Here is a 15,786-nt window from a genome sequence, read left to right on the forward strand (position 1 = left end):
CGCCGCAGGTAGACCAGGGTGTTCTCCTGTTGCCTGCGCTCGACCTTGACGAGTTGCTGGCGCTACGGGTATCATATGAAACGCGCAAGCGTCAGGCAGGGGGTCACGATGTGCCTTGGCCGGCCCCGATTGCGCAGAAACCTTCTTGACCGAGGTCTATTCTTAGTCTATCCTTGTGTTCTCTGAAAACGCTGAATCTATGAGGAGGACCTTTGGCTAGAAGAAAGATTTCCGTCGGCCAGCAGACTACCGTTTCGGTCATCAAAGCAGATATTGGCGGATACGTCGGACATTCTGCGAGTCATCCGGAAATTGTCAAACGAGCACAGGAATTGCTCGTTCAGGGCCGCTACGATGGCGTAATCGCTGACTTCCACGTCACTAGCGTGGGCGACGACTTGGATTTGGTGATGACCCATCACCGGGGGAACGACAGCCGCGAGATTCACAAACTTGCCTGGGATGTGTTCACGGAGTGTACGCGACTGGCAAGAGAGTTGAAGTTGTATGGCGCGGGTCAGGACATACTCAAGGATGCCTTTTCTGGGAACGTAAAGGGCATGGGGCCGGGGGTGGCCGAGATGACGTTTGAGGAGCGCAAGTCTGAACCGATCATTGTGTTCTGCGGGGATAAGTGTGCACCCGGCGCATGGAACCTACCGTTGTTTCGGATGTTTGCAGACCCATTTAGTACCATCGGGCTGGTGATTGACCCTTCGATGCACGACGGTTTCAAGTTCGAGGTTCACGACCTGCACTCAGACCACGACATGGTCCTTTCTTGCCCTGAGCAGATGTACGACCTGCTTGTGCTTATCGGTTCGCCTGAGAACTACGTCATCAAGAATGTCTACAAGAAGTCTGGTGAGATTGCCGCGACCAGTTCGACCCAGAAGCTTGCGTTCATCGCGGGCAAGTACGTTGGCAAGGATGACCCGGTGATGATTGTGCGGGCCCAGTCCGGTCTGCCTGCGGTCGGCGAGGTGCTGGAACCGTTCGCTTTCCCGCACCTTGTTTCGGGCTGGATGCGTGGGTCGCATTATGGGCCATTGATGCCGGTGGCGCAATGCAAGGCGACCCCGTCGCGTTTTGATGGGCCGCCTCGGGTGATTGCGCTTGGATTCCAGGTGAACAATGGCAGGCTCGTCGGGCCGCGAGACATGTTCGATGACCCGTCGTTTGACCGGGCGCGCGAAGAAGCGAATCGGGCCGCAGACTACATGCGTCGGCACGGGCCATTCGAGCCGCACCGGCTGGGCCTGAGGGACATGGAATACACCACCCTCCCTGAGGTGCTGGCTAGACTCGTGGGTAAGAAGAAGAGGTAGTAGTAGCGGAATCGAAGCCGACTACAGATACGGAGAAACAGGCAGATGACATACGCAGAGCGTCAGGCGTTCGGTGACGTTGAGGCCGCGGCCCGGCTCGACGAGGCAAGGAAGCGGATCGAGTCCGAGGTTGAGAAAGTCATTGTCGGCCAGAAGGCTGTCGTCGAGCAGGTGCTCATCTGTCTCTTGGCTCACGGGCACGGGCTCTTGATCGGCGTGCCTGGGCTGGCCAAGACCTTGCTTGTCAATACGCTTGCGCGGGTCCTTGACCTTACATTCAGGCGAGTGCAGTTCACTCCTGACCTGATGCCATCGGATATCACCGGTACCGAGATTATCGAGGAAGACCAGACAACCGGCAGGCGCTCTTTCCGTTTCGTTCCTGGCCCAGTCTTTGCCAACGTAGTCCTGGCCGACGAAATCAACCGCACTCCACCCAAGACCCAAGCTGCGCTGCTTCAGGCGATGCAGGAGTACAAGGTCACGGTCGCTGGCTCGACGTATGAGCTGCCTTCACCGTTCTTTGTGCTGGCAACCCAGAATCCGATTGAACTCGAAGGCACGTATCCGTTACCCGAGGCACAACTGGACCGATTCATGTTCTCGATTTACGTGGACTATCCGAACTTGGCAGAGGAGCGAGAGATTGTCAAGAGCACAACCTCTGCGTATATGCCCGACTTGACAAGGGTGCTCACTGCCAAGGAGATAGTCGACCTCCAAGCATTGGTGAGGCGGGTGCCGGTCGCGGATGACGTGATTGACTACGCGGTCCGGCTTGCCTCGAGTACGAGGCCAGGGTTTCAGGGTAGTCCCGGGTTTGTCCGCGAATGGGTAAGCTGGGGTGCGGGCCCGCGCGCTTCGCAGTACATGATTCTCGGCGCCAAGACTCGAGCGCTGTTATCCGGGCGGTACACACCGACCCGGGATGATGTGCGCGCAGTCGCCCAGCCAGTGCTTCGGCACCGGATTGTCGCCAATTTCTCGGCTGAAGCAGAGGGTGTGAAAGCCGCCGACATCATCGAGAGGCTGTTAGCTGAGCAGTGAGTTGTTCCGTTGACCGACTGCCGGGTCGCAACTACGTAACCTAGGTTAGCAGTACGGTCATTCGGAGATTGGAGGTTGCGATGAGAAAGTTCAGGCCCTGGCTGATTTCGATTCCCGGACTGAGACAGGGTGAGAACCGGCTCAAGTTCGACTTGGATATAGAAGAGCTTGGCGGGACAAGTCGAGAAGTCGCGGAGAATCCGTCGTTCGAGGAACTGCTAGGGCCGGTGCATGTTGACCTTGCAATCGTGCGGACAGGCCAGAAACTGCTCGTCAACGGCCGCGCGATTTTTGAGGTCAGACTTTCCTGCGCACTGTGCGGCCAGCGGTTCCAAGAGAGGTTTTCGGAGGAATTGGTAACGGAGTATGTGAATGAAGAGGAAACGGCGGTCGGAGAGAGAGAGTTGGATTGGGAGGAGCTCGGCCAAGAAATGGTTCACGGTAACTTGCTGAATCTCATCGGTGTTGTACGCGACGCGATTCATCTTGCGATTCCCATCGCGCCTAGGTGTCGGCCGGATTGCAGGGGGCTATGCCCGGTCTGCGGTGCAGATCTGAACGAAGCCCGTTGCGCCTGCAAACTCCTGGAATCCGAGTAGCCGCGTCGTTCCGCGGCTCAGTTCGACCATCTGGGGCGTTGCGGTTCTCGAGCGAGTGACATTTTCACCAAGGGTAAGCGGGGGCGAAGGCCGCCCCCGCTTAGACTGAAGTATGCCTACTAGTGCTCGACCAGGAGTTTCTGCGTTGCCAAGTACTTGTCCGCATCCAGTCGCACGAGATAGACGCCAGCGGCTAGACCGCGTAGGTCTAGGATCATCGTGGTCTGACGGCTGCCAATCGTGGACTGACGCAGTACCGAACGGCCCGCCACGTCGAACACCGTGAGAGTAGCCGGCAGGGTTGCCGGCAGGCTGAAGTGCACGAGCGCAAAGCCGCTGGCAACCGGGTTCGGTACCAGGGTCAGGGATAGTCGCTCAGCATTCACCAGTCCGGCCACTGCTCCCTGGCTCTCGTACGGCGCTTCACCGAAGCTCGAGGCAAGCGCGTACCGCCAGAGCTCGCGTGACTTGTTGCCTTTGAGTGCGAAGAACGCACCATAGCCGTCCGCGGCAATGTCGCCGCCGGACTTCACACGCTTCTTCTTCGGAGACGTGCCATTACCCGGAACAGTCTCGAGCTGGACCCAGTTGTCATCGGCAGGAGAGTACTTGTAGAAGCCCTGGGTGTTCCCGCCCTTGAGCGCGTAGATGTTGCCTGCGTACCACACGCCCGCAGCGCCGTCGCCGGACTTTTTCTTCTTGTTCTCCCGTCCGCCTTCCAGGCACAGTACCGGCATGCCGCGCTTGGGGGTCTTGGACCAGGAGTCGCCCTTGATGTCGTAGCGGAACATGTAGTGGTGCGGGTCAGCCGTGTTAGTCTTGTCGTAGTACTTCGCCTGATGGGCGTAGATGTAGTTGGCGCCGTCGTACACAAGGAATGACCCCTTGTCGTACTTGCCCGAGCCACTGACGTCCGGTGCGTTGTCGAGCGTGTACCACTTGTTCTCGGCCACGCTGTATCGGTAGAACTCGGTCTTGTACCCCTTGAGCAGGTACACGTAGTCCGAGTCACCGTTATCCACGTAGGCGAGGTCGGTGCCGCCCTTCACCTTTTTGTTCTGGTCGCCGGGCAGTACCTCAGACATGGCTTCCCACTTGTTCAAGGTGGCGTCATACCGCCAGAACCCGAGGGTGTTGTTGCCCTTAGTCATGTAGATGTACCGGTCGCCGTCCGATACGCCGACACAGCCCTTGGAGGGCAGCTTTATCCGTCCGCCCTCGTCGCCCGGTATCTCCTCCTTGTCATACCAGGTACCGGAGTCGCCGGACGGGACATACATATAGAAGTCGCTTGTCTTGTTGCCCTTGGCAACGTAGAACACCGGGCCGGCATCCGTATTACCTTTGAGTGCCGTGAGCCACGCGCCATCTTTTGCGTCCTTGTCGGATGGTTTGGCAGGCATTGGCTTGACTTCCTTCCAGCCGGCACTGTAGCTTGGGACCCGGCTAATCACACACCTGATGCCGAAGTCCTCGATGTCACTCAGTTCGTACGTGCCGGGCGGAGATTCGTACCACTGAGACCAACTTGGGCCGTCGCGCGTGTCGTCACAGGACAAGCCGGCGCAGTTCGGATAGTCGCCGACCTGGGTGTACTTGACGTAGAACCTCCCTCCGTTGACGACAATCGGTTCCGGCAGAGTATACTCGTGCCATGCTCCGCGGGTCCCAGTCAGCACACCGGAAGCGTGCAGTACCGTGCCCGGCCCGCCATCCGCGCCGTCGTCATCCTGTATGGCTACGCGGTACTTGTTGTCGCCAGGGTCGGGCCAAGTGTTCGGGTACAATGCGACCTTGGTCTTCAGGATTGCGACCTTGCCCCAGTAGTCCGGGAATGCGTTCAGGAAGCCATTGCCGCCGTTGTAGAAGGCCCAGGCGTTGGCCGGGTTGGCCGGGTCGGCGATGTCGTCCCAGCGGGCCTCGAGTTCGTCCGCGACCGGGAAGTCGTTGCTCTTCGCGTCGTTCACTGGGTTCTGGTCACCATCTAGCAGTGTGGTGAACGTTACCGTGTAGTTCCCGACCGGCGGGTTGACCCAATCCGGGAACTCTACCGACCGGACCTCTCCGCCCGGGAGTTCGGTCGTGACTTTGACAGTCTGGTTGTAGACCTCGGCGTCGGTTGCGGTGACAATCTGGCACTGAACGTCGAAGTTGTTCTGCGCAAGGTTGCCGAAGTTCTTGATTTCGGCCTTGGGCTTGAACGTCATCGGCATCTCGCCGAAGTAAACCGGCCGCTCGATGGCGGTTACGCCGAGGTCGTTGTCGTACAGGGTAACGTTAGCCCTGATCATGATGTCGCACGGGTAAGGGTTCCATTCGACCTCGAAGAACCCTACGCCTTCCTCGTACGCCCACTGTGTACCAGCCGGGGCTTGGCAACCGTCATCGTCCAGGAGCTGGCCAAGCTCTGGCCATGGGCCCTGTCCCTTGATGAAGATGTAGAACTTGCCAGTACAGATGATTCCGTCGGTCGGTTCAGTCACTGCCCAGGCTCCGGGTTCGACCTCAATCCAGTCCAACGAGGACCAAACCTCGGTGCCCGGTTCCCCTCCGTTATCATCATACACCGAGAACTTGAGGTACATATTTACGTCGGTGTAGTTGTAGACACCGGCCCACACTTCATCAAGCGTTACTTGGACTCCGGGGTCGAACCCGACTCCGGTCCAGAAATCGCTTCCGATTGGGTAGTAGTATGCCGGGGTGCCGCTGTCATAGTAAAGCCATTCGTCCGTGGGTGGAGACAGGGGACTCTTGAGTGCGTCGGCTGGCAACGGGGTTGGTGTGAGTGTGTGGGCTGCGCTCAGGGCAGCGCTTACACTAACCACTTTCGGGGCAGACACTGCGATACCGACCCCTACGGTCAGCACCAGCAGCACTGCAATCAGTCTGTGCATCGGACCTCCTTTGGTTAGTTCCTTGGCCTTCCTGCTCTGATGCGTCTCAATCCCAGCAGGCCCGGAAGGCCGGTATGGCCTGATGAGTCTCAGGGCGTCGGCGCCACGCACGAGGCGCCGACAGCGACTGCAGAAACCGGCATAAATGCTATGGATGTGGTTCCTCTCTGCTTGAACCTAATCGTTTATACCGCGAATGATTCCGTTGTCAAGCTTGGCGTGTGACCCAAGAGACCGATATGGAAGAACGCCAAAGCCGCCAAAATGGAACGCCAGGCAGACCGCTGGTCTTTGCCTTTCTAAGCGCAACGACGAATCCCGCATGAAGTGACCGGGTTGGTGCAAGAGCTATCGCCTAGCTCCTTGGTGTTTTTCGTGTTGTTCTTTCCGTCCTGTTTCACATCTGCGTTCATCAGCGGTTCGGGTTTAGTCGCTGATTCTTGACATGCATTGCGAGCCCGGTATCTTGGCCTGCGATGAAGCAGAGAAAGCGACCAGTCAGACGCGTTGGTATCATCGGTGCAGGCCGAGTCGGCAGCGCACTTGCGTGGCATTGTCGCCGTCTAGGATACCGGATTGTCGGCATTACCGATAAGAAGCCGAAACAGGCCTGGGTGGTGTACGGACTCCTGAAGGAACCTTATCGGCGCTGGAGACCGAGTGTTCTGGCGATGGCAAGCGACATTCTGTTCATAACAGTACCAGACCGTGCCATCGAGCCGGTGTTCTCGGCAATCCGGAGATACCTGAGGCGCGGTACGATAGTTGTGCACTGTTCTGGAGTGCTCGGTATTGATGCATTCCGAGATGCAAGCGAGCAAGGGGTGGAGGTACTTGCCCTGCATCCAGTGCAGAGCTTCCCCAGTCATGCCGAGGCAATAAGGACTTTGACTGGCTGTTTCTTTGCACTGGAGGGCAGTCGGAAAGGGTTGGCACTTGGCCGGAACTTGGTTCGCCGCCTGAAGGGCAGTTGGGTGGAAGTCACCGGGCCGGACCGCCCTCTGTATCATACGATGTGCGTGTTTGCTTCCAATTTCGAGAGCGTACTCATGGATGCGGCTGAGGCCATCGCCGCACGGCTCGGAATCAGTCCGCACCGGGCCGGTAGGATGCTTGCACCCTTGATGAGGTCGGTACTTGAGAACGCAGTTGAGTATGGCACGCTGGCCAGTCTCACTGGACCGGTACAGCGAGGAGACACGAGGACAGTCGCTCGGCATCTGGAGGCACTGTCAACGCGTGTACCCGAACTTGTACCGTTGTACCGGGCCTGCTCATTGCGACTGGTGGATATGGCGAAGCGGCAGGGACTGGATGCTGCCGCGGTAGCGGAGCTGAGGAGTCTGCTCAGGGACTAATGGGAACGCCGAGTCTTCGCCAATGAGCCGGAAGAACACAGATAGGCCCAGATGAGAACCCACAGTAGGAGCTACAAGCGTCAGTGCGCAAAGGACAGAGCAGTGGGAAAATGCGAGGCAGGAGATGGCGTTACTGGCCTTTGGGGTTTCGTCACTGTTGTCTCATGCCAGCGTTTCTGGCTTGTCCTTGTCATTCTGTTCCTGGCCTTCTTTGCTTTCTGCGCTAAGAAGATGCTGCCGCCGAGTCCGGACCGGTTCCCGCCCCGCCTGGAGTTGATAAGAACTCGGAACCGGGTACGGCTGGAGCTTGTTTTCAACGAAGAGGTTGATCCTGCCAGACTCTTGGCCGACAGTTTTGTAGTGACCGGATCCTCCGGTCAACCCCTTGCGGTACGCGGCGCGGCCGGCGGCCGCAGGTCAAATTCGGTGGAGTTGTGGACCGCGGTGCAGGAGCCGGTACTGTACCAGGTACGCGGCACGGTAATAGACGCTGCAGGCAACGCCGGCAGATTCACTGCCCGTTTTCGGGGGTCGAACAGACCGGATACGGTTGCGCCCAGGGTTACCGGGATAGCGCCGGAGCCAGGCAGCGCCGGTCTTCGGCATCCGGCAGTGCGGGTCCAGTTCAGCGAGCCGGTAGATACGACGACTACACCGGTTTGCTTCTTCGTGCCGGCAAACTTGGACAGCGCATATCGGCCGAGCTGGGCAACGGACTGGCAGACGTTCGTGCTGCAAGATACGGGTTTCAAAGAGCCGGGCGTTCGAGCGGTCGAGCGGGCAGAAGCGGACTCGGTGCAGCCCCGAAGCGTCGGCATTGCATATTTCATGCTCATGCCCGGGATGCCGGACCTTGAAGGTAATCAGACCCGAAGCCCGGCTTTCACCTACTTCACGCCGGACTCGGTGCTCAGCGCCGTTTCGGTGCGGGGGCAGGCCAGGTGGAAACATGGCGCAGTCGGAACCGGGGTGGTCTTCTTCAACTCCGTAGAAAGCCCGGGACTCGCCCCGATCTTGCCAGACGGGTCGTTTGCCACGATGGTTAGAGCCGGTGCGTACACGGTACGGGCAGTTGCAGATACGAATGCCGACCAGCTCGCTGACCTTGCGAGCCGGCCAGTGGTATTTGACACACGGGAAGAAAGCCTTCAGCTTGATTTTGAGCCTGAGATGCTACCGAGGCCGGTCAAGGAGTACCGAGAGGAATGACTGATTCCTGGAGACCAGCGGGGAAGAGAATTCTCGAGGGCAGGGTGTTGTTGAGGAAGCAGTGAACCGAGGGCAGAACGTGACGAGAGCAGAGTCTGCTTCTGTTCCTGGCTGTTCGTCCGGCTGCTTTTGCTAGATGGCAATCGTTGCTGGTGTCATCTTGCTGTTGCTGACCGCCGTCGTGTACTTCCGAAATCTGCAGGAGGCCGGCTGGCTTGTTCTGCTTCGGTTTGCAGCGGTGGTGCTGCTAGTGGCGATACTTGCTGACTGGGCACCTTCGATTCAGTGGACAACGAAGCCACGGCGAGTTGTGATGCTTATTGACCGTTCACGTAGCATGAGCGCGGTTGGTGCTGACACGGTGGCATCGTCGGTAATCCAGCGATTCCCTGTCGCTGCTGATAGACAAGTGGAGGTTTGGACCTTCGGTGACAGCGCGCGTCGCATGTCGGGCATTGAGTCAGCGACAGCGGACGACCGGCGTACCAAGATGGGTCGTGCACTGAGGATAGTCACGCGAACCAGACCTGGTGCGGTGGTACTGGTAAGCGACGGTCAGGATAACGGCGACCTGGATCCGGTACAGGTCGCAAGGGACGCGGGGATACCGGTATACACCGTTGGGTGTGGTCGGGCTGGCACCCGGAATATCGAAGTAGTCAGTGTCACGTTACCACTCGAGGTATATGTCGGCGATACGGTCACTGTGTTTGCCCGTCTGCGATATGAAGGGATTGATGAGGAAGTTTCCATCAGGCTTGGCCATCAGACGCAGCGAGTGCGGCTGCACAACGAGGCCGCGGAGCAGGAGTTCTCATTCCGAACAGTGTTTGCCAGCCCGGGCCGGCAACTCATCAGGGTGTCGGTTGACAGTCTCCCTGGTGAGAGTGACTATCTGGATAACGAGAGGCTGGTGCCGGTCGAGGTAAAGTCCAGTCGGGTGAAGGTGGCATACGTTACCAACCGGCCGGGATTCGGGACTAGATTCCTACTCGGGGCACTCAGGCAGCTTGAGTGGATTGAATTGTCTGAGGTCGTGCAGACCGTGGGGGGTAGCAGGTGGAGCGTGACCGATGTCGAAGCTGGGGTTGACGTATTCCTGCTGGACGGCATCAGTGAGCAGGGTGACTACCTAGAGGGCGTCGTCCGGCAGGTCAGGCAAGGTGCGGGCGTGCTTCTAATCGGCGGGCCAGACTTCAAGCCTGGCAAGGTTCTGGCCGAGCTTCTGCCAAGCAAGTCCGGCGTCACTTCAAGAGCCGGAGACTACGTACCAGCCCTTACCAGTACCGGCAGGTTGTTCTCGTGGCTTGCTGAGATTCGGTTTGACGAAGTTCCGCCATTCGTCAAGCTGTTTGAGCCGGAAGGTCTTGCCGGAACCGAGGTATGGCTTGTAGCTGGGCAGCAGTCAAGACCCGTCATCCTGGCATACGATGTCGGCGGTGGTAGGGCTGTGTACGTTGCCGGCTATCCGCTATGGCGCTGGGGTTTCGGACCGGAAAGGAAGTCGGGTCAGAATTCACTCCAGCTGTTCCTGGCCGGTGTGATTCGCTATCTTGCCGAGCAGGACCGGGAACGGTTCAGGCTTGTGGCAGACAAGCCCACATTCCATTTTGGAGAGCGGGTTCGGCTCATGCTTTCGGCGCGTGCGCCGGGTGGCGAGGCATGGAGCGGGCTTGATGCATTGGTTGCAGTTGACTCGAGTCCGTCGGTACCGATGGTCGAAAAGGGGAGCGGCGTGTACGAGGTCGAGCTCGGTGCGGTCGGCGTCGGAGTGCACCGTGCAGAAGCGACAGTAATGATGGGTGACTCGATATTGGAGAAGGTGACGGCCGAATTTGTCGTTTCGGAGCGCGAAATCGAGCTTGCCAACACTGGGCTGAACCGGGAGCTCTTGGCCGCAATCGCACAGGCAAGCGGAGCCAGTTTCTTCCGTTGGGACAGCCTGCCACAGGAAGGGTTTGAGCCGACCTTGGCTGTGATCAGGCGCAGGCTGGGATTCGAGCCGCGACGAAGCCCGTGGGCCTATGTCCTGGTTGCGCTACTTATTGGAGTCGAGCTGGTGCTGCGCAGAAGAAAGGGTCTGCTGTGACCGCTTGGCCTGCGCCGGAAACTGATCCAAGAATGCGAGCTGCGAGTCAAAGCTCTCAGGGTAGCCTTCGAGACCAGAGGTCGGACACCGGGCGTAGAGCGGCGGGCCGGTGGTTCTCGCACTTGAGATTCTTCGCCCTGCCTACGCTTGTGCTTATTGCGTTCGCGTCCGCGACGTCGTCAGAGACAGGCTTCGCTTCGGTTAGTGCGCTCGTGTCATCGGGTACCGGGCCAGCGCTGCGGCCCGGTTTAGGAGCGCGACTTGCACTGCGTCTCAAGGAACGCGGAGTAGCACCCGAGCTCGTTGTGATGGCGATTGCGACGGTGCCGATTGTCGAACTGCGGGGTGCCGTGCCGGTGGGTATCAATCTGCTCGGACTGCCTTGGTACCGGGCAGTGCTATTCGCAGTGCTCGGCAATATGCTGCCGATTCTGCTGGTGCTTTTCCTGCTGGAGCGGCTGGCTGCGTGGCTCAGTAGAATACAGGCATTCGCCCGGTTCTTTGAATGGCTGTTTGCCCGGACCAGGCGCAAGAGCAGACTTGTGGAGCGATATGAGTTCTGGGGGCTTGCCGTCTTCGTTGGTATACCGCTGCCGATGACCGGTGCGTGGACCGGTGCGGTGGCAGCAGTTATTATGGGTGTTCCCTACTGGCGGGCGCTGCTCTCGATATTGCTGGGTGTGCTCATGGCGGCGGCGGTTGTTACTTCTTTGTCGCTGCTAGGAATCTGGGGTGCAGTAATCGCCGGAGTAGCGCTTACCGCGGTTGCGGCCAATGCAGTTGTCTCAGGACTCCGGCGGCGGGCACGGCGAGTAGGAAAGACCGGCTGAGCCAGGTTGCCGGCGCATTGTGCCGGGACACAGAAGCTTTGTCCCAGAAACACCAGTTGACGACTGCGTTTGGTGCAGTCTGGCTCCTGGGGTTGCTCCGAGTTCCGCGTGTCGGACGCTCGGTAGTCAGGCCTGTGCCACAGCGAGATTGCAGGAAGGTCGAAGTGCGAAGCAGGGGTCTGGCCGGTAATTCGGGACAAGCTGGGATAAAGCCTGCTTGATTGATGCCGGGTTATCTTGATCCAGACGGCGTTCAAGGTCGCGAATGCCTTCCAGAAGGTCGGGGTAGCAGTAGTTGCGGGAAATTCGTGCCACGCGGATACGTTCGTTCTGGGTGGCTACGGTTCCTTCTTCAGCAGTAAGGAGTTCTTCGAACAGCTTCTCGCCCGGTCGCGGGGCTGAAACCAGTACCGGCAGGTCGGAGTTCGGAGTCAGGCCGGCGAGTTCAACCATGCGGTGTGCCAAGTCCCAGATTCGTACCGGTTGCCCCATGTCCAGGACAAAAACCTCGCCACCTTCGCCCAGGGCCGCAGCCTGGAGAACAAGCATCACCGCTTCGCTTGTGAGCATGAAGTAGCGCCTCATATCCTTGTGCGTCACGGTTATCGGCCGGCGTTTGGCAATTGCCTCGCGGAACAGTGTCGAGACGCTGCCCCGGGAGTCGAGGACGTTGCCGAACCGAACTGCGATGGCACGCATGTCAGCCAGTCCGTTCATGGATGTGACCAGCATTTCGCCCAGGCGTTTGGTCGCACCCATCGTGCTTGTCGGGTTGACCGCCTTGTCCGTTGAGATATAGACCAGGCATTCGGTGCCGTAGCGCACCGCCATGTTGGCGAGGAGATGGGTGCCGAGTACATTCACCCGGACCGCGTCATCGGGATGAAACTCCAGGATGGGTACGTGTTTGTAGGCGGCGGCGTGAAATATTACCTCTGGCCGGTACAGGCCAAATGCCTGCTCAAGGTCACGGGCTCGCGTGATGTCGCCGAGGTAGGGCACGACATCAAGCCGGGGATTGCAGGAGCGTAGCTCGCGCTCAACGTAGAACAGGTTCGAGTCGTCTCGCTCCAAGAGAATCAGACAGGACGGGTTCAGCTTAGCGAGCTGACGGCAAAGCTCTGAGCCGATGGACCCCCCCGCGCCCGTCACCATGATGCGGCGGCCGGTGAACTGCTGGTGGACCGCCGCAAGGTCTATTGACGCCGGCGGCTGGCCGGTGAGTTCGTGGATACAGAGTTTCTCAAGCGCGGCCAGGTCGGACCGGTCTTCAAGTATGTCCAGAAGCGAAGGCATTGTCTTGACCTCGAGTGTGCCGATCCGATTCAGCCGCGCATAGAAGTCGCCAAGACTGAAACGTGGGTTGGTCTCAAGCATGACGATAACTGACTCGACGCGGTATTTCTCGACTATCGCTTCGATATCATCCGTTGTGCCGACTACTTCGATGCCTTGTTCATAATTGCCGACTTGGTTCGGGTCCGGGTCAACGATGCCGACAATTGTGTGGCGGAAGTCGCCGAGCCGACGTAGCATGTTGGGTAGGAAATAGGCGTGCCGGGAGGACATGACGAGCAGGGTGCGCTTACCGCCAGCATCACAGAATAGGGGCTCGACCAGCAGACGCTTGCTACCGCGAAAAGTCGCCAGCGCGAGGAAAATGGTCATCCCCCAGACAATCGGGTTGGGCATCGGAAACCGAGCAAGGACTCCAGCGCCATTGACAAGAACGAGAACCAGGGTTACAAGTACGACCGCTGCGAATAGCCGGCGCAAGTCGGCAAGCGAGAATGTAACCCATGCGAGCCGGTAGTTGCGCAAAGCGATGTTGGTCAGGATGACGAGCGATGCAGCGAGTCCTCCGAGGAGCGAGGCTGAGATGAGGGAGAAGGTCGGAGGTGGAACGAGCATCCTGAAAAGGAGCAGGGAGGCGAGGGTAGTAGTCAGCCAGTCTCCAAGCAGGAAGAAGGTATCGCGCTGTCGGCCCGTTACCCGCATGAACCGGCCAACAGCCTTTTGCACGCTGTCCAGTCCCTGTCTCAGGCTTTCGATCAGCGGGGCCGAGGGCCTGAGTTCAGGAATGCTGACTGCCGTATCTTGTGCCCTGGTTCCGTTCATGTCATAACGCAGTCATCAAACGTACAGAGTGCCGGACAATTCGGCCGTCGGAAGCCGCACTGCCAGCGTGGAAAGTAAGGAATCCCTTGTCGCCGTACGACTCCCGGCGCTCGGCCCTGGGTGTCCGGCATCCGGAACCCGTCACCGGAACCGTAGCCTGATGGTTTCCAGGCTTGCGGTCCTAGTGACTCCGACATTGAGGATTCCTCGTGAGCGCCCTGATTGGCAGATGAAGCTGCATAATGGCTGATAGTGTCTGTTAACTCCCTCCGACGCGACCTGAACTACTTTGTGTGAATGTGAGGCTGCAGATTCTGTGCCTGCTGAACTGCAAGGCTCGGTATCCATAACGCACTGGAGCTTCCATGTGTTATAGGGAATGATAATTTTTCCAACCAGTGCGACAGTTGCCCCACTCTTCTTACTATGCTGTGTAAGTGCTGATTAAGCAAATGATTAGAACCGCGACCCGGGCGATGAGTTCTTGCCGGTCTGCTGCTCGAGTCGGTTCAAGAATGACCTGACTTTGATAACTTCCTGATTGTCGGGTGCAATTTCCAAGTACGCGCTCAGGTAGTACTTGGCACTGTCCGCCTGGTCGGAGTAGAAATAGACAATGCCCTTGTTTTCGACCGGGCTGGGATAGGCCGGAAAGTAGGCAAGGGCTAGGTTGAAGTCGGAAAGAGCTCCCTTGCTGTCGCCGGTGCTGAACCGCAGGATGCCGCGACGGTTCGCCGCAGCCGCAAACCGTCGGCAAAGGTCTTGGGTCTCAACGTCCAAGAACCGGTCGGTGTTATACCGGTCAGGCCCAGGAAAGACGAGTCTTATTGAGTCTGCGGGCTTCGGCTTGGTGCCAGGAGACAGGAGTCGGTAGGTCAACCCGTGGAGCTCAAGTGGAAACTCGCGCCACGATTCGGCCCAGGTCTGGAAGTCAGCCGGTAGCCAGAACAACGGCCGGTCGCTAATCCACTGCTGAATCAGCAGGTGCTTGACCTCCTGGGTTGTGTTTCGAGCAAGGTCACCGAACTCGAGAGCGCGCACCCTTGTCTGCCATAGCCTACTAGCGAGCATGAACGCACGTTCAGGAACCGGCGCATGGGCGTTGACAGCCTGGAGGTACCAGGGGAAGACGAGCAGATACTCGCACACTACGAGAACCGGGTCGTTACCGGTCTCTGCGACAAGCCACTCCATTCCACGGGTCGTGCTATAGTCATCAGTGAACAAGACCGAGCCTTCCGGCACTTCGTTCCTTAGGGACTCGCTGAGAACGCGCAGGCCGTGCAACTCGCTGCGGTCATGCTGGCGATAGAAAAACGCCAGAGGCAGAATCAGCAAAAGAAATCCCACCACCGCCGCAGCACTGTGCTTCCTACGGACGAGTGCGAAGCCGCAGCCGAGCACGACTACTGCAGCAAAATACGCTGGCAGGAAAAAACCTTCTTTGTCCGGTATGTTGTAGGCAGCAGCGAAACCGGACACAAGGACAAAGCTGAGGAGCATAGCCACACCAAGCCTGCGGTTCTTTTTCAGACAGAACGCGACCCCAGGTATGATTAGCACCCACAGGGCGAGAAACTGCTTGCCAAGTAGTTGCGGCAGGACGGCCAGTTGCCGGCCCAGGTAGCCAGAAACACCGGCTCCAAGCCGGTATTGGTAAGTCCGGCCGGACACGAACTCAAATAGGGTCTCTAGGTCGGTAATGCCGCCCCAACTGGCGAGGGTACCACTACGGCCGAGCAACGGCAGCGTGAGGTATAGCAGCGGACCAAGAGCAAGTAGGGTCATACATGCGGCCAGGCCGCGCAGCCCGAGGTCCCGAGGTCGCCGTGCCCACGCAATGATAAGCAGGCCCGGGAGCCAGAACATAGTGGTGAGATGATTCGCGAGTCCGAGTCCGAACACGAATGCGGCCACAAAAAGCGATCCGGCTTGACCCCACTCGGCCCAGGGGAGTACTGCGTACAGCGCAGCTGATATGAGCAACACATTGAACGAGTATGCCTCAAGGACCGTGGCCTGGCTCCAGAGCTCGAACGAGAAACCCCAGGCGAGCGCGGCGAATAGACCGGCAAGCTGGTCACGGGTCAGTTGCCGGACAGCGAGAAACACAAACAGACACGAGCCGGCTGCGGCTAAACTTGAGACCAGATTCATCCTGAAGGGCATCGTGAGAACCGGAATGAGTGACACTGTTCGGAGTACCAGGGTGAGGAGGGGATACCCGGGTGGGTGTGGAAGGTACAGGAACCGGCCGCAAAGCATGAACTCCGTCGTATCGGCCCAGAAGATGTCTCGGCAAGCGGTTAAA

The 15,786-nt window shown here is 58.7% G+C and carries 10 protein-coding genes; 7 read left to right on the plus strand and 3 right to left on the minus strand.

What is annotated here, in order from left to right; all coding sequences use genetic code 11:
• Window positions 1–212: 212 nt before the first annotated feature.
• The 3 genes from fbp (at window position 213) to ABIL25_08060 (ending at window position 2,974) form a co-directional block, all read left to right on the plus strand.
• The gene (fbp, locus tag ABIL25_08050) at window positions 213–1,328 is read left to right on the plus strand and encodes a fructose-1,6-bisphosphate aldolase/phosphatase (protein ID MEO0082227.1); all 1,116 of its coding nucleotides are present in this window, start codon (window positions 213–215) and stop codon (window positions 1,326–1,328) included.
• A 45-nt stretch (window positions 1,329–1,373) separates the two neighbouring features.
• Window positions 1,374–2,375, plus strand: a complete 1,002-nt coding sequence (locus ABIL25_08055; GenBank protein ID MEO0082228.1) for a MoxR family ATPase — start codon at window positions 1,374–1,376, stop codon at window positions 2,373–2,375.
• Window positions 2,376–2,455: 80 nt separating this feature from the next.
• The gene (locus ABIL25_08060; protein ID MEO0082229.1) at window positions 2,456–2,974 is read left to right on the plus strand and encodes a DUF177 domain-containing protein; all 519 of its coding nucleotides are present in this window, start codon (window positions 2,456–2,458) and stop codon (window positions 2,972–2,974) included.
• A gap of 119 nt (window positions 2,975–3,093) precedes the next feature.
• Here the strand turns inward: ABIL25_08060 and ABIL25_08065 are convergent, their stop codons facing one another.
• Window positions 3,094–5,871, minus strand: a complete 2,778-nt coding sequence (locus ABIL25_08065) for a T9SS type A sorting domain-containing protein (protein ID MEO0082230.1) — start codon at window positions 5,869–5,871, stop codon at window positions 3,094–3,096.
• A gap of 476 nt (window positions 5,872–6,347) precedes the next feature.
• Here ABIL25_08065 and ABIL25_08070 point away from each other — a divergent pair, with 476 nt between their 5' ends.
• The 4 genes from ABIL25_08070 to ABIL25_08085 all read left to right on the plus strand — a co-directional run bounded on the left by ABIL25_08070 (window position 6,348) and on the right by ABIL25_08085 (window position 11,357).
• Entirely contained in the window at window positions 6,348–7,229 is an 882-nt protein-coding gene (locus ABIL25_08070; protein ID MEO0082231.1) for a DUF2520 domain-containing protein, read from the plus strand.
• A gap of 102 nt (window positions 7,230–7,331) precedes the next feature.
• The gene (locus tag ABIL25_08075; GenBank protein MEO0082232.1) at window positions 7,332–8,438 is read left to right on the plus strand and encodes an Ig-like domain-containing protein; all 1,107 of its coding nucleotides are present in this window, start codon (window positions 7,332–7,334) and stop codon (window positions 8,436–8,438) included.
• A 136-nt stretch (window positions 8,439–8,574) separates the two neighbouring features.
• Window positions 8,575–10,527 (plus strand): vWA domain-containing protein, encoded by a 1,953-nt coding sequence (locus ABIL25_08080; protein ID MEO0082233.1) that lies wholly within the window; start codon window positions 8,575–8,577, stop codon window positions 10,525–10,527.
• A gap of 122 nt (window positions 10,528–10,649) precedes the next feature.
• A complete protein-coding gene (locus ABIL25_08085) occupies window positions 10,650–11,357 on the plus strand; it encodes a small multi-drug export protein (GenBank protein MEO0082234.1) in 708 nt (235 codons plus the stop codon).
• Between the two features lie 126 nt (window positions 11,358–11,483).
• Here the strand turns inward: ABIL25_08085 and ABIL25_08090 are convergent, their stop codons facing one another.
• Together ABIL25_08090 and ABIL25_08095 are read right to left on the minus strand one after the other, a co-directional pair.
• On the minus strand, window positions 11,484–13,475 hold the full coding sequence (locus tag ABIL25_08090; GenBank protein MEO0082235.1) for a nucleoside-diphosphate sugar epimerase/dehydratase: 1,992 nt from the start codon (window positions 13,473–13,475) through the stop codon (window positions 11,484–11,486).
• Between the two features lie 456 nt (window positions 13,476–13,931).
• The coding region (locus ABIL25_08095; GenBank protein MEO0082236.1) for a DUF2723 domain-containing protein at window positions 13,932–15,786 on the minus strand (1,855 nt) is incomplete at its 5' end.

This window comes from candidate division WOR-3 bacterium, from assembly GCA_039801365.1.
Taxonomy (GTDB): Bacteria; Hydrothermota; Tepidihabitantia; order Tepidihabitantales; family Tepidihabitantaceae; genus JBDRUN01.